General features: G+C 65.2%; 21 protein-coding genes. 10 read left to right on the top strand and 11 right to left on the bottom strand.

The annotated features are described in order from the left end of the window. Window positions 1-48 precede the first annotated feature (48 nt). Window positions 49-1,443, top strand: a complete 1,395-nt coding sequence (locus tag QCE62_RS16095; protein WP_309920221.1) for an MFS transporter — start codon at window positions 49-51, stop codon at window positions 1,441-1,443. Window positions 1,444-1,447: 4 nt separating this feature from the next. On the opposite strand, the gene QCE62_RS16090 is transcribed toward QCE62_RS16095, so the two are convergent. Next, the gene (locus QCE62_RS16090; RefSeq protein WP_309920218.1) at window positions 1,448-2,383 is read right to left on the bottom strand and encodes a LysR family transcriptional regulator; all 936 of its coding nucleotides are present in this window, start codon (window positions 2,381-2,383) and stop codon (window positions 1,448-1,450) included. Window positions 2,384-2,516: 133 nt separating this feature from the next. Here QCE62_RS16090 and QCE62_RS16085 point away from each other — a divergent pair, with 133 nt between their 5' ends. After that, window positions 2,517-3,278, top strand: coding sequence for a glucose 1-dehydrogenase (locus tag QCE62_RS16085; RefSeq protein ID WP_309920215.1), 762 nt, complete (start codon window positions 2,517-2,519; stop codon window positions 3,276-3,278). Window positions 3,279-3,307: 29 nt separating this feature from the next. Continuing rightward, the gene (locus tag QCE62_RS16080; protein ID WP_309920212.1) at window positions 3,308-4,270 is read left to right on the top strand and encodes a 3-hydroxyacyl-CoA dehydrogenase; all 963 of its coding nucleotides are present in this window, start codon (window positions 3,308-3,310) and stop codon (window positions 4,268-4,270) included. A gap of 6 nt (window positions 4,271-4,276) precedes the next feature. Here QCE62_RS16080 and QCE62_RS16075 read toward each other — a convergent pair whose 3' ends face one another. The 7 genes from QCE62_RS16075 to QCE62_RS16045 form a co-directional block, all read right to left on the bottom strand. Then, window positions 4,277-4,909 (bottom strand): LysE family translocator, encoded by a 633-nt coding sequence (locus QCE62_RS16075; protein ID WP_309920209.1) that lies wholly within the window; start codon window positions 4,907-4,909, stop codon window positions 4,277-4,279. A gap of 111 nt (window positions 4,910-5,020) precedes the next feature. Further along, window positions 5,021-6,283 carry an FAD-dependent oxidoreductase gene (locus QCE62_RS16070; RefSeq protein WP_309920207.1) on the bottom strand — a complete coding sequence of 421 codons (1,263 nt, stop codon included), beginning with the start codon at window positions 6,281-6,283 and terminating at the stop codon, window positions 5,021-5,023. Further along, complete coding sequence (locus tag QCE62_RS16065) at window positions 6,280-6,603, bottom strand: non-heme iron oxygenase ferredoxin subunit (RefSeq protein WP_309920204.1); 324 nt, start codon at window positions 6,601-6,603, stop codon at window positions 6,280-6,282. Before QCE62_RS16065 ends, QCE62_RS16070 begins: the two co-directional genes overlap by 4 nt. 52 nt (window positions 6,604-6,655) lie before the next feature. Continuing rightward, the gene (locus QCE62_RS16060) at window positions 6,656-7,522 is read right to left on the bottom strand and encodes an ABC transporter permease (RefSeq protein WP_309920201.1); all 867 of its coding nucleotides are present in this window, start codon (window positions 7,520-7,522) and stop codon (window positions 6,656-6,658) included. Then, window positions 7,519-8,472, bottom strand: coding sequence for an ABC transporter permease (locus QCE62_RS16055; RefSeq protein ID WP_309920198.1), 954 nt, complete (start codon window positions 8,470-8,472; stop codon window positions 7,519-7,521). The genes QCE62_RS16060 and QCE62_RS16055 overlap by 4 nt, the downstream gene beginning before the upstream one ends. Beyond that, a complete protein-coding gene (locus QCE62_RS16050; protein WP_309920196.1) occupies window positions 8,469-9,587 on the bottom strand; it encodes an ABC transporter ATP-binding protein in 1,119 nt (372 codons plus the stop codon). Before QCE62_RS16050 ends, QCE62_RS16055 begins: the two co-directional genes overlap by 4 nt. A gap of 95 nt (window positions 9,588-9,682) precedes the next feature. Beyond that, on the bottom strand, window positions 9,683-10,780 hold the full coding sequence (locus QCE62_RS16045; protein WP_309920195.1) for an extracellular solute-binding protein: 1,098 nt from the start codon (window positions 10,778-10,780) through the stop codon (window positions 9,683-9,685). 307 nt (window positions 10,781-11,087) lie between these two features. Between QCE62_RS16045 and QCE62_RS16040 the strand changes: the two genes are divergently transcribed. The 6 genes from QCE62_RS16040 (at window position 11,088) to QCE62_RS16015 (ending at window position 17,582) form a co-directional block, all read left to right on the top strand. After that, window positions 11,088-11,945, top strand: coding sequence for an IclR family transcriptional regulator (locus QCE62_RS16040; RefSeq protein ID WP_309920192.1), 858 nt, complete (start codon window positions 11,088-11,090; stop codon window positions 11,943-11,945). Then, window positions 11,942-12,991: a 2,5-dihydroxypyridine 5,6-dioxygenase gene (locus QCE62_RS16035; protein ID WP_309920189.1), complete on the top strand. Its 1,050-nt coding sequence runs from the start codon at window positions 11,942-11,944 to the stop codon at window positions 12,989-12,991. The genes QCE62_RS16040 and QCE62_RS16035 overlap by 4 nt, the downstream gene beginning before the upstream one ends. Before the next feature lie 36 nt (window positions 12,992-13,027). Next, window positions 13,028-13,774, top strand: coding sequence for an isochorismatase family protein (locus QCE62_RS16030; protein ID WP_309920185.1), 747 nt, complete (start codon window positions 13,028-13,030; stop codon window positions 13,772-13,774). Window positions 13,775-13,842: 68 nt separating this feature from the next. Continuing rightward, complete coding sequence (locus QCE62_RS16025) at window positions 13,843-14,982, top strand: aromatic ring-hydroxylating dioxygenase subunit alpha (protein ID WP_309920182.1); 1,140 nt, start codon at window positions 13,843-13,845, stop codon at window positions 14,980-14,982. A 42-nt stretch (window positions 14,983-15,024) separates the two neighbouring features. Further along, window positions 15,025-16,752 carry an FAD-dependent monooxygenase gene (locus QCE62_RS16020; protein ID WP_309920179.1) on the top strand — a complete coding sequence of 576 codons (1,728 nt, stop codon included), beginning with the start codon at window positions 15,025-15,027 and terminating at the stop codon, window positions 16,750-16,752. 23 nt (window positions 16,753-16,775) lie between these two features. Beyond that, window positions 16,776-17,582, top strand: a complete 807-nt coding sequence (locus tag QCE62_RS16015; RefSeq protein WP_309920177.1) for an alpha/beta hydrolase — start codon at window positions 16,776-16,778, stop codon at window positions 17,580-17,582. Window positions 17,583-17,587: 5 nt separating this feature from the next. Here QCE62_RS16015 and QCE62_RS16010 read toward each other — a convergent pair whose 3' ends face one another. Further along, on the bottom strand, window positions 17,588-18,775 hold the full coding sequence (locus tag QCE62_RS16010) for an AAA family ATPase (protein ID WP_309920174.1): 1,188 nt from the start codon (window positions 18,773-18,775) through the stop codon (window positions 17,588-17,590). A gap of 156 nt (window positions 18,776-18,931) precedes the next feature. Between QCE62_RS16010 and QCE62_RS16005 the strand changes: the two genes are divergently transcribed. Beyond that, window positions 18,932-19,330, top strand: a complete 399-nt coding sequence (locus QCE62_RS16005; protein ID WP_309811983.1) for an FKBP-type peptidyl-prolyl cis-trans isomerase — start codon at window positions 18,932-18,934, stop codon at window positions 19,328-19,330. A 93-nt stretch (window positions 19,331-19,423) separates the two neighbouring features. On the opposite strand, the gene acnB is transcribed toward QCE62_RS16005, so the two are convergent. Beyond that, window positions 19,424-22,009 carry a bifunctional aconitate hydratase 2/2-methylisocitrate dehydratase gene (gene acnB, locus QCE62_RS16000; protein WP_309920171.1) on the bottom strand — a complete coding sequence of 862 codons (2,586 nt, stop codon included), beginning with the start codon at window positions 22,007-22,009 and terminating at the stop codon, window positions 19,424-19,426. A gap of 206 nt (window positions 22,010-22,215) precedes the next feature. Continuing rightward, entirely contained in the window at window positions 22,216-22,881 is a 666-nt protein-coding gene (locus QCE62_RS15995) for a GntR family transcriptional regulator (RefSeq protein WP_309920168.1), read from the bottom strand. Window positions 22,882-22,948 lie beyond the last annotated feature (67 nt).

The raw sequence follows: 22,948 nt of genomic DNA, 5'->3' as shown, positions 1-22,948 counted from the left end.
TCCACCGAAACAACCCGCCATTGACGAACCATCCGGGAGGAGATACCCATGAGCATCGACGCAATCGACGGCGCCGCCGCGCAGTCCGTCGACGAAGGCAAGCTGTACAAGAAGCTGTTGTGGCGCATCGCGCCGATCCTGTTCCTCTGCCACACGTTTTCGTTTCTCGACCGCGTCAACATCGGCTTCGCGAAGCTGCAGATGCTCGGCGATCTCAAGATCGGCGACTCGGCCTTCGCATTGGGCGCGAGCATGTTCTTCATCGGCTATATCGCGCTGGAGATTCCGAGCAATATCGTGCTGCACCGCGTGGGCGCGCGACGCTGGATCGCGCGCATCATGCTGACCTGGGGCCTGATTTCCGCCGCCACGATGTTCACCGCCGAACTCGCGAAACTGTTCGGCGTCGAGAACGCGACGATGTTCTACATCCTGCGGCTGCTGCTCGGCTGTTGTGAAGCGGGCTTCTATCCCGGCGTGCTGCTGTACATCAATTACTGGTTCCCCTCCGACCGTCAGACCAAGGTGACCTTCGGCCTGTTGCTCGCGCTGCCTACCAGCCTCGTGCTCGGCGGCCCGCTGTCCGGCTGGCTGATGCAGCATTCGCACGGCTGGATGGGTTATAGCGGCTGGCAATGGATGCTGCTGATCGAAGGCGTCCCGGCGATGGCGCTCGCGTTCCTCGTCTACTTCGGTCTCGCCGACAAGATCCATCAGGCGAAGTGGCTCACCGACGCCGAGAAGCGTCTGCTCGACAAGAACGTCGTCACCGAAAACGCGCACAAGGAATACAAGTTCGGTCCCGCGCTGCGTGACTATCGCGTATGGCTGTGCGCGGGGATCATCTTTACCTACGCGACCGGCTGGTACGGGCTGTCGTTCTGGCTGCCGTCCATCGTGCGCGAGTCGGGCGTGAAGGACACGTTCCACATCGGCCTGCTCACGGCGCTGCCCTTCGTCTGCGCCGCCGCGACGATGCTCTTCAACGCATGGCATTCGAGCAAGACCGGCGAGCGCCGCTGGCACGCCGCGATTCCCGCGTTCGTGGGCGGTACGGCGCTCATCATGAGCGCGGCCTGCGCGGGCAATCTGCCGGTTGCGATGATCTGCCTGTGCGTCGCCGCATCGGGTGTGCTCGGACTCACGCCCGTAGTGTGGACCTATCCGGGCAGTCTGCTGTCCGGCACGGCGGCCGCCGCCGGTTTCGCGATGATCAACTCGTTCGGCAGCCTCTCGGGCATCGCGGGATCGTGGATCACCAGCGTCATGAAGCAGGTGACCGGCAACATCAACAACGGCACCTATGCGCTCGGCTGCGTGCTCCTCTGCACCGGCATCCTCGTGCTGTGCATGCCCGCGGCGACCTTCGTGCGCGGCGGCGCCCGGAAGGCGCCTGCCGGGCCGAACGTCGCGAACGATGCGCTGACCGATTCGCCGGCTTGAGGCGCTAAGGCCGTTCGTCGATCGCGCGCCAGACGCCGTTTCGCACCAGCGATTCGGTTTCCTGGCGCACGATGCGATACAGCGCCTTCATCGCGAGCGTGGCTTCCTTCTTCGGCGAGAACGCAATCGACAGCACGCCGGACAGCGACGGCTCGCGAAGGCGCCGCGCCTTCAGCGTGCCGCGTTCGAGGCGTTTCTCGATCGCGGCAAACGGCGCGATGCTGAAGCCCAGCCCCGCTTCGACGAGATCGAAGATGCCCGCCATGGCATCCAGCTCGACGACGATGTTCAGTTGCAGTCCCTGCGCGGTCGCGGCATCCTCGGCGAGCGTGCGCAGACCATGTGGACGCGGCGGCAGGACCCATTGCAGGTCCACGGTTTCAGCCAGCGCGATGGAGTCCGCCGAGGCATTCAGCACCTCGGCATCGGGCGGGCCGATCAGCAGCATCTCGTCCGACAGCAACGGCTCCACGCCGATCGTATTCAGCGACGTCACGTTGTACAGCACGCCGATATCGAGCTTCCCGGTCATCAGCCATTCGAGCAGATAGCCGCTCACGCTTTCGCGCAGCTTGAGCCGCACGTCGGGAAACTCCGCGCGGAAGCGCCTGGTGAGCGGCACCAGCAGGAATTCGCCGAGCATCGGCGGAATACCGATCGTCACCGTGCCGCCCGGGTTCGAGCGCAGCGCCTGCATCTGGTTCAGGGCGCTGTCGGTGCGCATCAGGATGTCGCTGGCAGAGGCGAGGAAGGTCTTGCCGCCGTCGGTCAGCGACATGCCATGACCGTTACGGTAGAGCAGCGCCAGGCCGAACTCCTGTTCGAGACTCTGGATATGGCGTGTCAGCAGCGACTGGCTCACGCCGAGCAGTGTCGCGGCGCGCGAGAGACTGCCTTCACGCGCGACGACCTCGAAATACCGCAACTGTTTCAGTTCCACTTGCGCACCCTCCGGACTTGCCGGTATTGTCAGCGGCGACGGATTTCAGGTTTTGCATAACTGGTATGCAAGCGGCGCGGATGTCGCGTCGCTACGCTTGCCTCGTTCCATTCGATCAAGATCAGGAGAGTGCATGCTGCCGAAAGCACCGGGCTTTTCATTGCATGGCAAGACAGCGTTGATCACCGGCGGCGGACGCGGCATCGGCCTCGCGGCGGCGGCGGCGCTGGCTCAGGCGGGCGCGCGCGTGACGCTGGTTGCGCGTTCCGCCGATGAACTCGAACGCGCGTCCGGCCAGATCAACGAGGAAGGCGGCCAGAGCGACTTCATCGCGTTCGACATCACCGATTCGGCCGCCGTCAGCGCCGCCATCGAGGCGCGCGAGCCCTACGACATCCTCGTGAACTGCGCGGGCACCAATCGCCCGAAGCCGCTCGTGGAGGTGACCGATGACGATATCAACGCGATCATCGACCTCAATGTAAAGTCGGTCTTCCATGTGTCGCGCGCGGTCGCGAAGGGCATGCTGCGCGCCGGGAACGGCGGCTCGATCATCAACGTGTCGTCGCAGATGGGGCACGTGGGCAGCCCGGGCCGCACGGTGTACTGCGCATCGAAGCATGCGCTCGAAGGCATGACCAAGGCGCTGGCATGGGAGCTCGGGCCGCACGCCATTCGCGTGAACACGGTGTGCCCCACGTTCATCGAGACCGTGCTCACGGCAAGCATGTTCGATGCGCCCGGCTTTCGTGACTGGGTCACGCAGCGCATCGCGCTGGGCCGCGTGGGACGCGTCGAGGAAGTGATGGGCGCCATCGTGTTCCTCGCCAGCGATGCCTCCACGCTCGTGACCGGCAGCGCGCTCATGCTCGACGGCGGCTGGACGGCTGCGTGATATAGACCATAACTCAAGCGAGACAATTGATGAACGTAGCGAAGATGAAGCTGGACAAGCCCGTTGCCATCATCGGCGCGGGGCTCGTGGGCGCGGGCTGGGCGATTGCCTTCGCGCGCGCCGGGCTGAACGTGCGCGTGTACGACGCGAATCCGCGCACCGCCGACAACGCCATTCCGTGGGCCGCGAACCAGTTGGCGGCGTTGCACAGGCACGGTCTCATCGACGAAGCGCCGGAGACCATCGCCGCCCGCCTGACGCTCGCCGATTCGCTCGCGCAAGCCATCGACGGTGCTGCGTACGTGCAGGAGTCGGTGCTCGAGCGCGTCGATGTGAAGCGCCAGCTGATGCTGGATCTCGACAAGGTGGCGGACGCCGATGTGATCATCGGCAGTTCGAGTTCGGGCATCAAGGCCTCCGACTTCGCCTGCGACCTCGCCATCTCGCCGCGCGTGCTAATCGCGCATCCGGTCAATCCGCCGTACCTCGTGCCGGTCGTCGAACTCGTGCCGTCGACGCAGACATCGTCGGCGACGGTCGAGTTCACCGATGCCCTGATGCGCGGCATCGGGCAAAGCGTCGTGCATGTGCGCAAGGAGATCGAGGGCTTCGTGCTGAACCGTCTGCAGGCGGCGCTGCTGCGCGAAGCGTGGGCGTTGCAGCGCGACGGCATTGCGAGTTGCGAGGATATCGACAAGACCGTGCGCGACGGCCTCGGCTGGCGCTGGTCGTTCATGGGCCCGTTCGAGACGATCGACCTGAACGCGCCGGGCGGCGTGGCCGATTATGCGAACCGGCTCGGACCGCTGTACCACTCGATCGTCAAGTCGCGCGTCGATGACGGTCCGTGGGATGAAGCGCTGATAGCACAGGTCGAGAAGGACCGTCGCCAGCATCTCTCCGCCGATGACCTCGCCGCGCGCCGCGACTGGCGCGACGAACGGCTGATGCAGTTCGCGGCGCAGCGGGCGAAGGAAGACGGCGAGCGTTAAGCGGCTTTAACGGCGGGCTTCGGTCGCCATTCTGAGCGCGAGGCCCGCGAGCACGGTGCCCATCAGCCAGCGCTGGATGAGCAGCCACGCAGGCTTGCGCGCGAGAAACACGGCGATGGAGCCCGCGGTCATCGCCACCGACGCATTCACGGCGATGCTCAGCGCGATCTGCACGAGGCCGAGCATCATCGATTGCGCGAGCACGCTGCCGTGTTGCGGATCGATGAACTGCGGCAGCAGCGACAGATACAGCACGGCAATCTTCGGATTCAACAGGTTGGTCACGAAGCCCATCGTGAAGAGCTTGCGCGGGCTGTCGACGGGCAGATCGCGCACCTGGAACGGCGAGCAGCCGCCGGGCTTCACGGCTTGCCACGCGAGCCAGAGCAGATACAGCGCGCCGCCGAAGCGCAGCGCGTCATAGGCGAACGGAATGGCGATCAGCAGCGCGGTGATGCCGAAGGCCGCGCACAGCATGTAGAACACGAAGCCCAGCGCGACGCCGCCGAGCGAGATCAGGCCGGCCGTGCGGCCCTGGCAGATGGAGCGGGAAATCAGGTAGACCATGTTGGGCCCGGGCGTCAGGGCCATGCCGAGCGCGACCAGCGCGAAGGCGATGAGGTGGGATGTCTGGGGCATGAGGGCGGGCTCCGGTGGGACGGGTGGAACATTGTCCCGTGCCAGGAGGTGGCGGGACAGGGACACATGCTGTGCGTGCCTTCGATACACTTGCCCACGGGTTTCAGCGCTTCAAGTCCGTGAAATGAGTTCCTGCACCAGCTTGCCGAGCCGCTGGCCCGTGTCCGCGAGCGCGGCTTCCTCCACCGGCGCGCCGGACGCCAGCAGCTTGCGCAAGGGCGTCACGTCGCCCCCGCTGTTGAGCGCGACCGCCGCCACTGGGCGCGCATCCCGCAGTCCGATCCACACCGCGCGAGCGCTGTTCTGCGTCGAGCCATCGCGCACGATCCAGCGCATGTCCGGCGCGAGCGGATCTTCCAGTCCCAGAAACTGCATGTTCCAGTCGGCCTGATCGGTCCAGAACCACGGCAGCAGCGTATAAGGCGTCTCGATACCGAGCGCGTTGGCCGCCGCCGCGCGGCTCTGCTGCTCGGCGTTCTGCCAGGACTCGACGCGCACGCGCCGCCCGGTCTCGCCAAACGGAAAGCTCACGCAATCGCCGGCCGCATACACGTGCGGCGCCGACGTGCGGCAAAGCCGGTCCACCGCGATGCCCGTATCAGTGACGAGCCCCGCCTGCGCCGCGAGTTCGACGTTCGGCAACTGGCCAATGGCGATCAGGCAAAGATCCGCGTCACAGGTCTCGCCGTCACGCAGTGAGACGCGCAACGGCTTTCCCGGTTCGTCGACGATCTGCTTGATCTGCCCGCCGAAGCGAAAGCGGATGCCGCGCGCCTCATGACGCTTCAGCAATTGCGCGGAGAGCGCGGCGGGCAGCTTGTCGGGCAACAACGAATGGCGCGATTCGATCACGGTGACGTCGATGCCCTGCGCACGTGCGGCGTCGGCACATTCGAGCCCGAGAAAGCCGCCGCCGATCACGATCAGCGAGCGCGCCTGTTGCAGGCGTTCGCGCAGCACGCGTGCATGCGCGAGGCTGCGCAACGTGAGCAAACGGGCGCCGTCGCCGCGGATGCGTCCCGGCCACGGGCGCGCGCGGCCACCGGTCGCGAGAATGCAGCGGTCATAGCGGAGCGTGCGGCCGTCGTCGAGATCGATGGCGTGTTCATCCGCACGCAGCTGCAGCGCGCGCGTGCCGAGCAGCAGGTCGATCCGCGCGTCGTCGTAACGAGCGGCTTCGTAGAGGTGTACGCGCGTGGCGCCGGCCTGCGCGCCGAGCATCGCCTTGGAGAGCGGCGGGCGTTCATAGGGCGCGTCGGGCTCGTCGCCCACCAGCGATACCGCGCCGTCGTAGCCGAACTCGCGCAGCGCATGCGCGCACCGCGCGCCCGCCTGCCCGGCGCCGACGATCACGACATGCGCCGGCGCGTTCATGCCGCGTCGCCGAGTTCGACCAGCACCGCGCCCGCCTCCAGCGCCACCCGATACACGCGCAGTCCGCGATCGACCGGGCCGCATTGCGCCGCGCCGGTGCGCACGTCGAAACGCGCCTGATGCAGCGGACACTCGATGCAGCCGTCCTCGAGATAGCCCTCGCTCATCAGCGCGTATTGATGTGGGCAGACGTTCTCCGTCGCGAAGTATTCCTCGTCGATGCGGTAGATCGCCACCTGCCGGCCGTCGATCTCCACGCCAAGCGGTTCGTCGTCCGGTACGTCGGCGGCATTCACCGCGTATACAAAGCCTTGCTCCATCCATTCACCTCGCGTGAGACGTTATTCATGTCCGCGTGTTTCAGCTTGTGCTTCAGCGCCTGCCCGCCGACGGCACCAGCAAGCTCAATCCGATCCAGCGCTGCATCACCAGGATGCCGGCCGCCGACAGCACCACGACGAGCGTCGAAAGCGCCAGGATCACCGGCTCGAAATCGAACTGCAACGACTGGAAGACCTGGACCGGGAACGTCACGTTGCCGTCGCTCGCGAGAAAAACGGTGACCGGCACGTCGCCGAAGGACACGATGAAGGCATAGAAGAAGCCCGCCACCACGCCGGTTTTCATCGCCGGAAAGACCACGCGCCAGAAGATGGTCCAGCGGGTCGCGCCCAGGCTCTGCGCCGCCTCTTCCAGCGCAGGATTCAGGCGCGTCAGCACGGCGGCGACCGTGCCCACCGCGTAGGGAATCGTGAGGAACACATGCGCGATGATGAGGCCGGTGAGCGTATCGATGAGATTCACGCCGCTGTCGGACAGACGGTAATAGAACTGCAGGAACACCACGCCCGTGACGACCGAAGGCACTTGCAGCGGCAGCCGGAAGAAGCTCTGCAAGGCGCCCTTGCCGCGATACGTGCCGCGCACGATGCCGAGCGCCGCCATGCTGCCGATGACCGTCGAGATGAGCGCCGCGCTCAGGCCCACGATCAGGCTCGTCTGCAACGAATGCAGATACTTGACGGGCAGATGCCGGTACCAGTGCAGCGAGAACTGCTGCGGCGGGAAGCGAAAATAGAACGTCTGGCTGCCGTCGAACGACGCAATGGCCACGGCCAGGATCGGCGCGAGCATAAACGCGTAGACGAGCGCGGTGATCGTGGTCAGGACGACGCGACGCGACGTGCGCCAGTGACGGTCGGCCAGCCGCGCGAGCGGAAGAGGCATGGACAGGTTCATCGCGGCTCCCTGCGGCGGGCACGGAAGAAGAAGGCGAACGCAGCGTTCAACGCCAGCACGAAGACGAGCAGGATGGTCGACAGCGTCGCGCCGGTGCCGTAGCTCACGTCCTGCACGATCTTCTGCTGGATCAGCAACGGCAAGGTCAGCACCTTGCCGCCGCCCAGCAGGACCGCGGACGTGAAGGCGCCCATGTTCATGTTGAACGTGATCAGCGCGCCGTTGATGATGCCCGGCGCGGCGATCGGCAGGACCACGCGGCGCAGCGTGCCGAGCCAGCTCGCACCGTGGATCTCGGCGGCTTCCTCCAGGCTTTCGGGAATCGTCTGGATCACGCTCAGCAGGATCATCACGAGCAGCGGCAGCGTGTACTGCACGAGCCCGATCACCACGCCCACGCCGTTGCTCGTCAGCTGCAAGGGCTCGTCGATCAGGCCGATACCGCGCAGCGCCGCGTTGATCAGCCCTTCGCGGTTGATCAGCAGCGACAGGCCCAGCACCTTCACGACCAGCGTGATGAACGACGCCATCAGCAGCAGCGCGAGCAGATGCGAAGCCCAGCGCGCCTTCATGCGCGCGAGAAGATACGCGCACGGCAGCGCGAGCAGCAGGCCCACGACCGTACCCATCACTGAAAGATAGAAGGTCACCCAGATGGTCTTCAGGTAGAAGACATCGGTGAGCACGCGCGCGTAATTGCCGAACGTGAACGCGGTCCCGGTCTGCCCCATGCCGAGATCGCGATGGAAGCTCAGCCAGACATAGAAGGCCTGCGGCACGACCAGCAGGAGCGTGGCGATCACGAGCGGCGGCCACAGCAGCGTCGACCAGCCGGACGCGCGCGACAATCCGGCGGGCCGTCCGCGCGTTGCGGTCTCGGCACTCATGGGCGGAGGCGGCGTAAGCGGTGCGCGGCGCTCGGCGTTCGGCGGCGAGTCGACGGCGTTCATGCGCGCGCGCCTTGTGCTGAAACATGCGCTGGATCATGCGGGCGCGCGTCGAGGGCGAAGCAGCGCTCCTGTCCGGGCGGCCACGCAAGCCCGATCCTTTCGCCGACCTGCGCGAGAATCTCATCCCCGCTCCGCTCCACGACAATTTCCCCGCCCGCGCCGAGATCGACGTGATAATGCACCGCGTTGCCCAGGAAGCGCCGCTGCGTCACCACGCCATCGAGACGGTTGCCCGTGGGCGGCGCATCGGGCGGCAGCGCGCGCAAGGTCTCCGGACGCAGCGCGAGCGCGACGCGCGCACCCAGAACCATGTCCCCGTGCCGCGCCGCGGCAATCCGTGCACCGCCGACATCGATCATGCAGCCGTCCCCCGCCACATGCATGACCGTGCCCTCTATCAAGTTGACCTTGCCGATGAACCCCGCCACGAACGGATTCGCCGGCCGCAAGTAGATGTCCTCGGGCGTGCCGGTCTGCTGCACGCGGCCGCCGTTCATCACGACGATGCGATCCGCCAGGCTCATCGCTTCCTGCTGATCGTGCGTCACCATGACCGTGGTGATGCCCAGTTCGCGTTGCAGGCGCGCCAGTTCCGCCTGCATCGCCTCGCGCAGCTTCAGGTCGAGCGCGCCGAGCGGCTCGTCCATCAGGAGCACGCGCGGACGCGTGGCGAGCGCGCGGGCCAGCGCGACACGCTGCTTCTGGCCGCCCGAGAGTTCGTCCGGATAACGCTGCGCCAGATCGGGCAGCCGGATCATGTCGAGACATTCGCCGACGCGCCGCGCAATCTCGCGCGAGGGCACCTTGCGCTGCTCGAGCCCGAACGCGACGTTCTTCCATACCGTCATGTTCGGGAACAGTGAATAGTCCTGGAACACCATGCCGACATCGCGCTTGCGAGGCGGCATCCAGGTAACGTCCTGACCATCGATGCGAATTTCGCCCGAGGTCGGTTCGACGAAACCGGCGATCATGCGGAGGGTCGTCGTCTTGCCGCAGCCGGACGGACCGAGCAGCACGAGGAACTCGCCCTCCGCGATGGAAATGTCCACGTCCGACACGACCGGCCCGGATGAATAGCTCTTGCACACACGCTGCAACGAAACGTTCGCCATGCTTCTGCTCCGACTTTCATCGCGGCCCGGCGGATGATCCGGGCCGAAGTTCAGACGCCAAACACTCAGGACGTACTACACACGCCGGATAAGCCCTAGCGCGTGATGTCGCGTGCCCAGCGGTCGTGCCAGGCGGCCAGATCGATCTTCGAGTAATCGACTTCCTTCATCGCGTTGATGTCGGCGTCCGAGAACTTGAGGATGTCCTTCACCGACGCTTCCTTCGACATCCGCTCGCGCGCCTGCGGGTTCATCGGCAGATCGCCGACGGCCATGCCGAAGCTGAACTGCGTGTCGGGCGCGAGGTACTGGTTCAGGAAGGCCTCGGCTGCGGCCGTGTTGGCCGTGCCCTTGACGATGTGGTACAGGTTCGGCCAGATACAGCCGCGCATCGTGTCGCCGAACTGCATGTAGGACACGGCGATCGGCAGGCCGGAGCGCTTCAGGCGCAGCGCCCACGCCGCCGACCATGGCGCGGCCCAGATCTCGCCGGAGCCGAAGCGCGTCGCCAGTTCGGTGGAGGCCGCGAAGTAGTAGGCGGGCTTGATCTTGTTGACGAGCGGAATGGCGCGCGCGATGGAAGATTCGTCGCCGCCCGCGTCATAGGCCAGGCCGACGATCGCGCCGAGGTGCTCGGTGTGATCGACGTCCGGGAAGGCCACGCGGCCCGCGAGCTTCGGATTGGCCAGATCCGAGTAATGCGTGGGCGGTGCGATGCCCGCTTCCTTGAACTTGTCGGCGTTGTAGACCACCACGTCGAGCAGCGCGAAGGTGGTCACCGCGTACGGCTTCACGGCGATGGCCGGCAGCGGCTTCATGTTGGGCACGTTGGCGGCATCGATCTTTTCGATAAGACCCGCGCTGACCATCCGGTTGACGAGTTCCGGCGCGCCTTCCATCGCGTCGAACGGACGGGCGCGGCCGCGTGCCGCGATCAGCTTGGCGAGATTGCCGGTCGGCGAATCGATCACATAGCCGACATTCGCGCCGCGCGCCGCCACAGGCTGGCCGACGAACTTGTCGAGGTTGTCGCGCCACGATCCGCCGTAGGTGCCGACCTTGAACGCTCCGTCGAGCTGTTCCGCGGCGCGCGCCGACGGCGTGAAAGCCGGCAGCAGCGACGACGCCGCGCCCGCCAGCGCGGTCTTGAGCAGACTTCTTCTACCTTTGCTGAACGAACCCGTCGCATCCATCGGCTTTCTCCCCTTCGCTGCGCGCGTGAAAAGTAGTGAGAACTTGTCAGGGCGTCTTCGGACGCGGTGTCCTCAGATCGCACAAACGTTCATCTATGTGAACGTCTATTTCCAATTATGTACATCCAAAAAATTCAAAGTACAAACTTTTCAATAAACTGTTCTCGCGCAGGATGAGGCGTTATAAAGGTTTGCGAGAAGAATGGACAGGAACGCACGGATTGTTTGACAATCCAAATTTGTTTGAATAGATTTAAAACACGGAACGTTCATTCACATATGTGAACGAATTTACCAAGGAGATGACTTGAGCAAGATTCCGTATCAGGCCACGCCCATCGACGCCGCTGACCCCGCAGCGTCGCGCGCCAGCGAGGACACCCGGGCCAAGGCCGCCGACAGTGCGGCAGAGCCGGGCCGCGGTGCGGGCGTGAAGAGCGCATTGCGGGTGCTGACCATCCTCGAATTCTTCGCGACCACGCGGCGCCCCGCCACGCTGGCGCAGATCGCGCGTCAGCTGGAGTGGCCGAAGTCGAGCCTGCTGGCGCTGCTCGAAACCTTGCGCCAGGAAGGCTATCTGTACTGGCTCGGCCGTGACGACGGGTATTACCCGACGCGGCGCTGTCTCGACCTTGGTCAGGCCATCACCGGCCACGACCCCATCCTCGCCGCTGCGCGGCCGTTCCTCGCGCGCATCTGCGAGGAGACCGACGAAACCGCCATCCTCGCCAAGCGCGAAGGGCTCGAAGTGCTGTATCTCGAAGTGGTGGAGCCGTCGCGCGCGCTACGCTACAGCGCGCGTCCCGGCCAGCTGAAGCCGATCCACAGCGGCGCGTCGGGCCGCGCGCTGCTCGCGCTGATGTCGGCGGAAACGCGCGGCGAGCTGATCCAGCGGCTCGAGCGGCGGCGCTTCTCGGACCAGACGCTGGTGGATCCGCAGGACATCGCGAACGCGGTAGAGATCGGCTCGGCGCGCGGCTGGCACGTGGCGGTCAATGAGTATCAGGCGGAAACCACCTCGATCGCGGCGGGCTTCCGCTTCGGCGCCGAAGACTATGCGTTCGTCGTCGCCGCGCCCAATGCGCGCGTGCTGGAACGCGAAGAGGAGATCGGCGCGATCGTCGCGGCGCAGGCCGCCGACATGTACCGGAGATATGCACGATGAGTCTTTCCACCCGGCTGGTCGACGCCTGGACCCAGCTCTTCGCGCTGTGCAAGCTCAAGTCCGAAGAGAGCGTGCTGATCCTGATCGGCGACATCACGGACCCGGAACATCACGCGGCGGCGCGCTTCGCGCTCGCCCGGCTGGGCAATCCGATGATGAGCGTGGAACTGGGCGCGTCCGTGGCGGTCAAGGTGGGCGGCGACAGCACCGCGCACTACGGACCCACCGCGCTGTCCGGCAACCGGCTCGCCATCGAGGCGATGAAGCGCACGGATCTCATCGTCGATTTGATGGGCATGTATCGCGGCTCCGAACAGGAAGAGATTCTCGAGTCCGGCGCGCGCATCATCCTCGTCAAGGAACCGCCCGAGATCTTCATGCGCCTGCTGCCCACGGAGACGGACCGGCTGCGCGTCAAGCGCGCCGAAACGCGCATGCGCGCGGCGCGCCGGCTGGACGTCACGTCGGCGGCCGGCACGCGCTTCAGCGCGCGCTTCGGCGAGTATCCGCCGCTGGTCCAGTACGGTTTCGCCGACGAACCCGGCCGCTGGGATCACGCGCCGAGCGCGTTCATCGCGCGCTGGCCGGACGAGGCGTCGAGCAACGGCATCGTCGTGCTCGACGAAGGCGACACCATCCTGCCGTTCAAGGACTACGTGCGCACGCCCATCCGCCTCACCATCGAGAACGGCTTCGTGACGGGCATCGAAGGCGGCCTCGACGCCCGCTACCTGCGCGATTACATCGCCTCCTTCAACGATCCCGACGGCTACGCGGTCTCGCATCTGGGTTGGGGCCTGCTCGACCGCGCGCACTGGACCATGCTCGGCATGTACGACAAGCGCCAAACCAACGGCATGGACGCCCGTTCCTACGCCGGCAATTTCATGTTCTCCACCGGACCGAACGCGGAAGCGGGCGGCACGCGCCATACGCCCTGCCATCTGGACATTCCGATGTCCGGCTGCAGCGTGCAGATCGACGGCGTGCCGGTGGTGATCGACGGACAAGTGATCGAAACCGCGCCGGATACCGTCCGCGCCTGACGCAACCAAGCACGTTCAAAACAAAGGAATCGCACCATGAATTCAGTCATGCAGACGTTCGACGACGAACCGGCGCACCGTACGCTGCATCCTTGGGACGGTGTGATTCCCGACGCGGATCTCGCTGCGTTCGACGCCGCCGGCTTCGACGGCCGCAGCGGCACCGGCCAGCGTCCGGCGCTGCTTGTCATCGACATGCAATACCGCTCCTTCGGCGAGACGCCGCGCCCGCTGCTCGACGCCATCGCCGAATATCCGACGAGCTGCGGCGAATACGCCTGGTCGTGCGTGCCGCACATGGTGCGTCTGCTGGCCGCGTTCCGCCGCAACCGCTTCCCGGTGATCTTCCCGCACGTCGCGCCGAAGGGCGTCCACGACGCCGGACGCTTCGGCGACAAGGTGCCCGGCATCATGGAGATCGACCGGCGCGGCTATGACTTCGTCGAGGAAGTGGCCCCGGCGGCGGCCGAACTGCGCATTCCCAAGTACCACGCGAGCGCCTTCTTCGGCACCGCGCTGACGAGCTATCTGATCGACCAGCGCATCGACACGCTGTTCGTCACCGGCGGCACGACGAGCGGTTGCGTGCGGGCCTCGGTGGTCGATGCGTCGTCGCTCGGCTTCAAGGTGGTGGTGCCGCACGAGTGCGTTTTCGACCGCTCGCGCATCTCGCACGCCGTGAACCTGTTCGACATGCACAAGAAGTATGCGGACGTCGTCGATACGGACCATGCGCTCGCGTTGCTGAGCGAGGCGAACGCGCTCGCGCAGCGCGGCGTGTGAAGGCTTTGTCAGACCCATTCGGCGCGCGGGGGCGAACGCCCGCGCCAGACGGTATTCCGGAGATCCCCATGAACGCCAATGTGCCGCTGCAATTCATCGACCTGCAAGACCGCTTCGCCCGGACCCGCGAGCAGCTCGCCGCCGCGCGTCATCTGCCCGGCGAGGTCTACGCCAAGACTGACGTGCTCGCCCTTGAAAAGCAGAAGATCTTCCTCGACACCTGGCTGTGCGTGGGCCGCGAGGAAGAACTGCCGAACGTGGGCGATTACCTCACCGCAAGCATCTGCGACGAACCGTATGTGCTGACGCGCACTACGTCGGGCGAGATCAGCGCGTTCATGAACATGTGCCTGCATCGCGGCGTCGCGATCGCGGAAGGCCGCGGCAATGCGCGCGACTTCAGTTGCCCGTATCACGCCTGGCTTTACGATCTCGAAGGCAAGCTGCTGGTCGCGCCAGGCATGGGCAAGACGCCGCTCGACATCGCCGGCAAGCGCCTCAAGCCGCTCGAAGTGCGCACCTGGCGGGGCTGGATCTTCATGAGCTTCAACCGCGAGCCGATGCCGTTCGAGGAATTCATCGGCGAATTCGCGGAGAACACGCCTTGGTTCCGCACCGACGAATGCCGGATGGCCGAGAAGATGCAGATCGAAGTGGCCTGCAACTGGAAGCTGCTGGTCGAGAATCTGGTCGACATCTATCACGTTCCGGTGCTGCATACCGGCACATTCGGGCGCTTCAACGACTACCGCAACCTCGATGTGAAGCTGCATGCGCGCGGCAGCTGGACCTACGACCAGAAGGCGCGTTCCCACTCGAAGACGGGCAAGAGTCTCTTCCCCACATTGCCCTGGCTCGAAGGCCTGCCGGACGACACCTCCTCGCGCGGCGGCCTGTTCCCGAACGTGACGCTCTCCATGCGCAGCGACAGCCTGCGGCTGTGGCAGGTGTGGCCCATCGACGCCGAACGCACGCGGCTCGACATCTACCTGATGTTCCCGCCGGTCGCGTTCGAGCAGCCCGATTTCGAAGCCAATCTCGCCGAATACAAGGCCTTCGTCGCGAAGCTCGTAGCGGAAGATGCGTCGATGGTGGTTTCGTTGCAGAACGCCATGAAATCGCCCTTCTACGAGCCGGGTCCGATGTCGTCGATGGAAGTCGCCGTGCATCACCTGATGAAAGCCTATCTCGACGCAATCGAACGCTGAGCCGTCATGTCCACCGCACGTCTGCCTCAAGGAACCTCTCAAGTGAGCCGTCCCGTTATCGAAACTTCGGTGCTGATCGTCGGCGCCGGTCCCGCTGGTCTTTCTCTCGCGCTCGACCTCGGCTGGCGCGGCATCGACTGTCTGCTGATCGACCAGCAGCCGTCCGCCGACGTGGTCCTCCCGCGCGCATCCGGACTAAGTTCGCGCACGATGGAGTTCTTCCGCCGCTGGGGCATTGTCGAGGATGTCGCGCGCGCGGGCTTCCCGCAGGACTATGCGCTCGACATCGTTTACTGCACGAGCCTCGCCGGACACGAACTGGCGCGCGAGCCCTATGCGCCGCTCGGCGGCCGGGAAGCACCCGACTTCACGCCGCAGGACCGGCATCGCTGCCCGCAGAAACTGCTTGATCCAGTTCTTGAAAAAGCGCTCGCACGCTTTCCTTCCGTCACGCTGATGCGCAGTCTGCGGCTCGCCAGTTTCTTTGATGACGGCCAGGGCGTGCGCGCGTTCGTCGACCGCCTGCCGGGCGGCAAGCGGCATCAGTTCACGGGCGAGAACATCGACCGTGTGTTCATCGGCGAACGGGCGGAGCCGCCGCAATCCGGTGTGGAGACGCTCGAGATCCGCGCGAAGTACATGGTGGCGTGCGACGGCGTGGACAGCGGTATCCGCAACGCGCTGGAGATTCCGCTCGAAGGCACGCCGGTCCTGAACTACACGATGAGCCTGCTGGTCGACGCCGAGCACCTGCAGGACAAGCACAAGATGGGCGCCGCCGAGCGCTACATGATGATCGGGCCGGAAGGCGTGTGGGGCAATCTGACCGTGGTGGACGGCCATACGGAATGGCGGCTGTCGCTCTCGGGTTCGGCGCAGAAGCTCGATCTCGCCAATCTCGACACGGACGCGCTCGTGCGCCGCTGCTTCGGCGACGACACCATTCCGTTCAAGGTCCGCGCAATGTCGCCGTGGCGGCGCCGCGAAGTGGTGTCGTCAAAGGTGCGCGCGGGGCGCGTGTTCATCGCCGGCGATGCGGCGCACGCGATGTCGCCGACGGGCGGCTTCGGCATGAACACGTGCATCGGCGATTCCGTCGATCTCGGCTGGAAACTGGAAGCCGTGCTGAAGGGCTGGGGGGGCGAGGCGCTGCTCGATACCTACGAATGCGAGCGCAAGCCGGTCATGACCCGCTTCGTCAAGGCCGCCGCCGATCTCTTCAAGCCGTGGATGCTCAAGCTCGACTACAGCGCCGTGCTCGACGAAACGCCGGAAGGGGAAGCCGCGCGTCGGCATGTCGGCGCGACGCTCAAGGACGCGATGCTCGCGGAATGGGAGATCGCGGGGACCTCGATGGGGTATCGCTATGACCGCTCGCCGATTGTCATCGGCGACGGCACCGAGCCGGTGCCCGACGAACCGATGGTATATATCCAGAACGCGCGGCCTGGCTCGCGCGCGCCGCACGCCTGGCTCGACGACGGCCGCTCCACGCTCGACCTGTTCGGCGAGGGATTTACCCTGCTGTCGTTCGCCGGCGATGCGCCGTCCACGCAGGCGCTCGAACGGGCGGCGAGCGAGCGCGGCATGCCGCTTTCGGTGGTGCAACTCGACCGCCCGGATATTGCGGCGCTGTACGAGCGGCGTTTCGTGCTGGTGCGTCCGGACGGTCACGTGGCGTGGCGCGGCGACGCGCTCGACGCACCGGACGAACTGCTCGACACCGTGCGCGGTGCACGCTGCGTGGCGCAGGCCCAGGCCGCGGCATGACTCACACGCCACCGGCGACGCCCATGTCCAGCACCTTCCAGTACGGCGCGCATGTCAGCGCGAACGGCATCCGCCAGCATTACCTCCGCTTCGGCGGACGCGGGCCGGCGCTCGTTATCGTGCCCGGCATCACGAGTCCGGCAGCCACATGGGATTTCGTCGGCGAGGCGCTGGGCGAACAGTTTGATACTTACATCCTCGACGTGCGCGGACGCGGCCTGTCTGAAGCGGGTCCGCATCTCGAGCACGGCACTGCGGTCTATGCGGCCGATGTCGCCGCGTTCGCCGGCGCCATGCGCTTCACGCGCTTTCACGTGCTGGGACATTCGCTCGGCGCGCGCGTCGCGGCTCGTCTTGCAGCCAGCGCTCCGGGCGCGCTGGAGCGGCTGATTCTCGCCGATCCGCCGGTCAGCGGACCGGGGCGCCGGCCGTATGTGAAGTCGCTGCCGTTCTATCTGGATGCGATTCGCGAAGCGCAATGCGGCGGTCTCGATCACGAGGCCATGCGCAAGACCTACCCGACGTGGTCGGATGCGCAACTGCGGCGCCGCGCCGAATGGCTACATACGTGCGATGAAACCGCGATCGCCGCGAGTTACGCGAGCTTCCAGGACGACGATTTCCATGCCGACCTGCCGCGTATTCAGGCGCAGACGCTGCTGATGGTCGCGGGAAGGGGCGACGTGATCCGCGAGGAAGAACTGCTCGAGATCGAGGATCAGGTGCTGGATCTCAAGGTGGCGCGCTTCCCGCATGCCGGACACATGATTCCATTCGACGATGCCCGCGGGTTCACGTCATGCGTGCTCGAATTTCTGGGCACGGACTGAAGGTGTCATCCGGCGGCGCTGTCGAGACCCAACGCCGAAGCCAGCCCGCGCGACTCGCGCCAGGCGATTTTCACGAACGGATCGGTGGCGTCGTAACGTCCTTTGCCCGTCGACATCACCAGATTCGCATCGGTGAGCGCCAGTAGTGCGTTCTGGATCGCACTCTGCGAGACCGGCATGCCAATCTCAACAGTGAGCGCCTGATTGGTTTCAGAGGAATAGAACCCGCCGGTGGGTCCGTCGCTCAGGCAGATTCGATTGAACAGGGTCGTGGCAAGATCGCCCAGGCTCTCGGCTCGCGAGATTTCGACATCGGCCGCGGCATGGCGCAACGCCTGCACGATGATCGGCAACTGGGCGTCGGGCGCGAGGTCGGAGGGGCTGTCGCGCAGAGCAATCAGAGCCTTCAACAATTCTTCCGGCCGGCTGCCCAGCTGCTGGAAGGCGTTGACCGCAGCAGGCAATGTGGTCAAGCGTTCGCCGAGCTGCTCACGCGTCAGGTCCAGCACATGCATCACGTAGTCCTGGCCCAGCAGCGGGAACGCCTGCGACCATGCACCCTGAAACGCCTGATTGCCGCGCATCACCATTTCCTGCACCTGCGCCCGGTGCGACCCGGTGCCGATGATGAACAGCCGCCCGGGCATGCCGGGCTCCAGATTGACCGCGTCCCGGGCCGCCTTCAGGGCCAGCAGCAGTTCGTTGCCGGCGACGCTGCCCATTGCGTGCTGAATTTCGTCGATGATCAATACGACATTGGCACGTGTTTTCTCCACGACCTCAGTGAACACGTCCGCCAGAGTCGGTCCGGTTTTCTTGCCCAACTGATCCAGCCTGAAGCCGAATTCGAAGCCGGCGCCCCCTATGTCGATTTCTGAAACACGCTTGAGCTGCCGGGAAATTCGGCCGAACAGGTCGGATGCCGGCGTCTGCAGGTCCGCCAAGGTTTGTTCCATGGCGCCCGTGACCAGATCCGCAGGATCGGCCTGTACCTGACTCCACAAATCGGCATACATGACGATGGCGTCCTGACGCTGCAGCGCCGGCATCAGATCCTCCCGGATGAAAGTCGTCTTGCCGATGCGCCGCGGCCCGGACAGAAACACGCCGGCCTCGAAGTGCGGATCGAGCGCTCGGGGATGAAAGATCTGCCAAACCATTTCTTCAGCCAGCTCCGTGCGGTGGTAGGCCATGGCAATTATGAAAATTATTTACTTGGGGTAATTACCCCATCCAAATAATTTTGGTTAAAGGCCGCCCGCGCCTCTTCGCTGTCAAAGAAAGTGCCCTCCTCAACCCCGCAAGGCCAGCCCGATATAATCGCCGGACCATTCCACGAGGATCCGCGCATGAAAATTCTTGTCGCCCTGAGCACTGCCCTGGCCCTGTCGAGCACCGCGTTCGCCGCCAACACCACCGAAAAGCTGCCCTCCGGCGTCGTGGTCGAGCACCTGAAGCAAGGCACCGGCGCACAGCCGACGGCCAGCGACGTCGTCCGCGTCAACTATCGCGGCACACTCGCCGACGGCACCGAATTCGACAGTTCCGCGAAACACGGCGGCCCCGCCACCTTTCCGCTCGGCCGCGTGATTCCGTGCTGGACGCAAGGCGTACAGAAAATGAAAGTGGGCGGCAAGGCCAAGCTGACCTGCCCGTCCGCCACCGCCTACGGCAGCCAGGGCGTTGGCCCCATTCCGCCGAACAGCGATCTGACCTTCGAAATCGAACTGCTCGGCATCGGTCAGTAAGCCATCGCGCAGTAACCATCGCGCAATGAAAAAGGGCGCCGCAGGAGTTCATCCTGCGGCGCCCTTTCTTTCGCGCCGTGGCGCGTCAGCGAATTACATCGTCACGGTGTCGGCCACTTGCTTGAAGTCGTCGATACGGTCGAAGTTCAGGTACTGATAGATCTTGTCGCCATTGGCGTTGATCACGCCGATGTCGCTCATGTACTCGTCCTTGGTCGGAATCCGGCCCAGACGCGAGCAGATGGCCGCCAGTTCCGCCGAGCCGAGATACACGTTCGTGTTCTTGCCCAGACGGTTCGGGAAGTTGCGCGTGGACGTGGACATGACCGTGGCGCCCTCGCGCACCTGCGCCTGGTTGCCCATGCACAGCGAGCAGCCCGGCATTTCGGTACGCGCGCCGGCCGTGCCGAACACGCCGTAATGGCCTTCTTCGGTCAGCTGCTTCTGGTCCATCTTGGTCGGCGGCGCGACCCACAGCTTGACCGGAATGTCGCGCTTGCCTTCCAGCAGCTTCGACGCCGCACGGAAGTGGCCGATGTTCGTCATGCACGAACCAATGAACACTTCGTCGATCTTCGCACCGGCAACATCCGACAGCGTCTTCACGTCGTCCGGGTCGTTCGGGCAGGCCACGATGGGCTCATGCACGTCGGCCAGATCGATCTCGATAACCGCCGCATACTCGGCGTCCGCATCCGGCGCGAGCAATTGCGGATTGGCGAGCCATTCTTCCATCGCCTTGATGCGGCGCTGGAGACTGCGCGGGTCCTGGTAGCCCTCGGCGATCATCCACTTCAGCAGCGTGATGTTGCTGTTGAGGTATTCGATGATCGGTTCCTTGTTCAGGTGCACCGAGCAGCCTGCCGCCGAACGCTCGGCCGAGGCATCCGACAGTTCGAACGCCTGCTCCACCTTCAGATCCGGCAGCCCTTCGATTTCGAGGATGCGGCCCGAGAAGATGTTCTTCTTGCCTTGCTTGGCGACCGTCAGCATGCCCTGCTTGATGGCGTACAGCGGAATGGCATTGACGAGGTCACGCAGCGTGACGCCCGGCTGCATCTTGCCCCTGAAGCGCACCAGCACCGATTCCGGCATGTCCAGCGGCATGGTGCCGGTAGCGGCCGCGAAGGCCACCAGTCCCGAACCCGCCGGGAAGCTGATGCCGATGGGGAAACGCGTGTGCGAGTCGCCGCCGGTGCCGACGGTGTCGGGCAGCAGCATGCGGTTCAGCCACGAGTGGATCACGCCGTCGCCGGGACGCAGCGCGATGCCGCCACGGTTGCTGATGAAGTTCGGCAGGGTCTGGTGCGTCTTGACGTCGACCGGCTTCGGATACGCGGCGGTGTGGCAGAACGACTGCATCACCAGATCGGCCGAGAAGCCGAGGCACGCCAGGTCCTTCAGTTCGTCGCGGGTCATGGGGCCCGTGGTGTCCTGCGAGCCGACCGAGGTCATCTTGGGTTCGCAGTACGTGCCCGGACGCATGCCTTGGCCTTCCGGCAGGCCGCAGGCGCGGCCGACCATCTTCTGCGCCAGCGAGAAGCCCTTGGCCGTGCCGGCCGGCTGTTGCGGCAGACGGAACAGGTCCGACGGCGCCAGGCCCAGCGCTTCACGCGCCTTGGCCGTCAGCCCGCGGCCGATGATCAGCGGAATGCGGCCGCCGGCGCGCACTTCGTCGAACAACACTTCCGACTTGACCTGGAATTCCGCGATGACCGCGCCGTTCTTCAGCGCCTTGCCTTCGTACGGACGCAGCTCGACGACGTCGCCCATTTCCATCTGCGACACATCGAGTTCGATGGGCAGCGCGCCCGCGTCTTCCATCGTGTTGTAGAAGATCGGCGCGATTTTCGAGCCGAGGCACACGCCGCCGAAACGCTTGTTCGGGATGAAGGGAATGTCTTCGCCCGTGAACCACAGCACCGAGTTGGTGGCCGACTTGCGCGAGGAACCCGTGCCGACGACGTCGCCCACATAGGCGACCAGGTGGCCCTTCTCCTTCAGCGACTCGATGAAGCGCACCGGGCCGCGCTTGCCGTCTTCTTCCGGCGTGATGCCGGGACGCGCGTTCTTCAGCATGGCCAGCGCGTGCAGCGGAATGTCCGGGCGCGTGGTGGCGTCCGGCGCCGGCGACAGGTCGTCCGTGTTGGTTTCGCCCGTCACCTTGAAGACGGTCACGGTCAGGCTGTCAGGCACTTCCGGACGGCTCGTGAACCATTCGGCGTCCGCCCAGCTCTGCAGCACGGCGCGCGCGTGGGCGTTGCCCTTGTCTGCGAGTTCCTTGACGTCGTGGAACTGGTCGAACATCAGCAGGGTTTTCTTCAGCGCGTCCGCGGCGACGGCGGCCACTTCGGCGTCAGAGAGCAGTTCGATCAGCGGCGCGATGTTGTAGCCGCCCAGCATCGTGCCGAGCAGTTCGGTGGCGCGCTGGCGCGAGATCAGCGGGCAGGCGGTTTCGCCCTTGGCCACGGCGGCCAGGAAGCCCGCCTTGACGCGTGCAGCCTCGTCCACGCCGGCCGGCACGCGGTTCGTGATGAGGTCGAGCAGGATCTGCTCTTCGCCTGCGGGCGGATTGGTCAGCAACTCCACCAGCTCGGCGGTCTGCTGAGCAGTCAGGGGCAGAGGCGGAATGCCGAGCGCGGCGCGTTCGGCGACATGAGCGCGAAAATTTTCAAGCATGAGGGGACCGTTCGTTTGCGTTTCAAAGGACGACTTTCCAGTCGCGCCGAGGCTGCTCCCGGCATTGCTTCGAGCGCAATTTTAGCGTTTTGACCGTGTCGCGTCAATTATCTTATGTCTTATGTCTTATACAAGACTCAGGCTCAAAGCCTGTTGCGACTGTCGGTTTTCATGGTTCGACGGCATGCCTGACTGGCGCCCCGCGCTCACGCCGAAGCCGACGGCCACGAAGCTTCGATCGCCTGCAACGCACTCGTCACGATGGAACGGTTCAGTGCCGCCGCCAGCACGCCGTCGCGTTCCTCATAGGCTTCGCACAGGCGTTGATGATCGGAGCACGAGCGTTGCAGGCGTCCGGGCAGCGACGTACTCAGGCGGCGCAGTCTATTGATACGCATGCGCATGGATTCCAGCACCTCCTTGAAGATGCCGTTGCCGCACACGCGCAACTCTTCATCGCGGAACGCGACGTTAGCCCAGAAGTAGGCATCGACGTCGCCGCGCGCGGCGGCCTCGGCAAGGTGCCGATGCGCGTGCCAGAGCCGCTCGATGTCCTGCGGCGTCGCCCGCTCGACCACGCCCAGCGAGATCTGCGCGTACAGCAGCGCGCGCAGTTGATACAGCTCGCGCGCGTCGTCGATCCTGATGGCCGAGACCCTCGGACGCTTGCGCGGCGGCCAGTCAACCAGTCCTTCGCGGCTCAGGACGAACAGCGCTTCGCGCACCGGCGTGCGGCTGACCTCGAAGCGCCGTGCGAGTTCGACGGAGTTCAGATCGTCGCCGGGTGCGAGCCGCCCTTCGATGATCCCGCGCGCGACCCAGTCGATGATCTCTGCGGTTGCGGGATTGAATGTGTCGACACTTTCGCTCATGACGATCATTCCAGATGTCTGGTAAGGTGCCTAAGGTGCAATAAGACGCTAATAATTCTACCTTCGC

This window comes from Caballeronia sp. LZ033 (assembly GCF_031451265.1).
Classification (GTDB): domain Bacteria; phylum Pseudomonadota; class Gammaproteobacteria; order Burkholderiales; family Burkholderiaceae; genus Caballeronia.
The sequence above is the reverse complement of the archived record's forward strand: the minus strand, read 5'-3'. Positions and strand labels throughout refer to the sequence as shown.

Excerpts from the sequence above, each read along its gene's own strand:
- acnB (WP_309920171.1), bottom strand. The coding sequence starts at position 22,009 with ATGCTTGAAAATTTTCGCGCTCATGTCGCCGAACGCGCCGCGCTCGGC.
- QCE62_RS16010 (WP_309920174.1), bottom strand. The coding sequence starts at position 18,775 with ATGGCCTACCACCGCACGGAGCTGGCTGAAGAAATGGTTTGGCAGATC.
- QCE62_RS16030 (WP_309920185.1), top strand. The coding sequence starts at position 13,028 with ATGAATTCAGTCATGCAGACGTTCGACGACGAACCGGCGCACCGTACG.
- QCE62_RS16045 (WP_309920195.1), bottom strand. The coding sequence starts at position 10,780 with ATGGATGCGACGGGTTCGTTCAGCAAAGGTAGAAGAAGTCTGCTCAAG.
- QCE62_RS16050 (WP_309920196.1), bottom strand. The coding sequence starts at position 9,587 with ATGGCGAACGTTTCGTTGCAGCGTGTGTGCAAGAGCTATTCATCCGGG.
- QCE62_RS16065 (WP_309920204.1), bottom strand. The coding sequence starts at position 6,603 with ATGGAGCAAGGCTTTGTATACGCGGTGAATGCCGCCGACGTACCGGAC.
- QCE62_RS15995 (WP_309920168.1), bottom strand. The coding sequence starts at position 22,881 with ATGAGCGAAAGTGTCGACACATTCAATCCCGCAACCGCAGAGATCATC.
- QCE62_RS16085 (WP_309920215.1), top strand. The coding sequence starts at position 2,517 with ATGCTGCCGAAAGCACCGGGCTTTTCATTGCATGGCAAGACAGCGTTG.
- QCE62_RS16055 (WP_309920198.1), bottom strand. The coding sequence starts at position 8,472 with ATGAACGCCGTCGACTCGCCGCCGAACGCCGAGCGCCGCGCACCGCTT.
- QCE62_RS16070 (WP_309920207.1), bottom strand. The coding sequence starts at position 6,283 with ATGAACGCGCCGGCGCATGTCGTGATCGTCGGCGCCGGGCAGGCGGGC.
- QCE62_RS16035 (WP_309920189.1), top strand. The coding sequence starts at position 11,942 with ATGAGTCTTTCCACCCGGCTGGTCGACGCCTGGACCCAGCTCTTCGCG.
- QCE62_RS16015 (WP_309920177.1), top strand. The coding sequence starts at position 16,776 with ATGTCCAGCACCTTCCAGTACGGCGCGCATGTCAGCGCGAACGGCATC.
- QCE62_RS16095 (WP_309920221.1), top strand. The coding sequence starts at position 49 with ATGAGCATCGACGCAATCGACGGCGCCGCCGCGCAGTCCGTCGACGAA.
- QCE62_RS16075 (WP_309920209.1), bottom strand. The coding sequence starts at position 4,909 with ATGCCCCAGACATCCCACCTCATCGCCTTCGCGCTGGTCGCGCTCGGC.
- QCE62_RS16005 (WP_309811983.1), top strand. The coding sequence starts at position 18,932 with ATGAAAATTCTTGTCGCCCTGAGCACTGCCCTGGCCCTGTCGAGCACC.
- QCE62_RS16025 (WP_309920182.1), top strand. The coding sequence starts at position 13,843 with ATGAACGCCAATGTGCCGCTGCAATTCATCGACCTGCAAGACCGCTTC.
- QCE62_RS16060 (WP_309920201.1), bottom strand. The coding sequence starts at position 7,522 with ATGAACCTGTCCATGCCTCTTCCGCTCGCGCGGCTGGCCGACCGTCAC.
- QCE62_RS16080 (WP_309920212.1), top strand. The coding sequence starts at position 3,308 with ATGAACGTAGCGAAGATGAAGCTGGACAAGCCCGTTGCCATCATCGGC.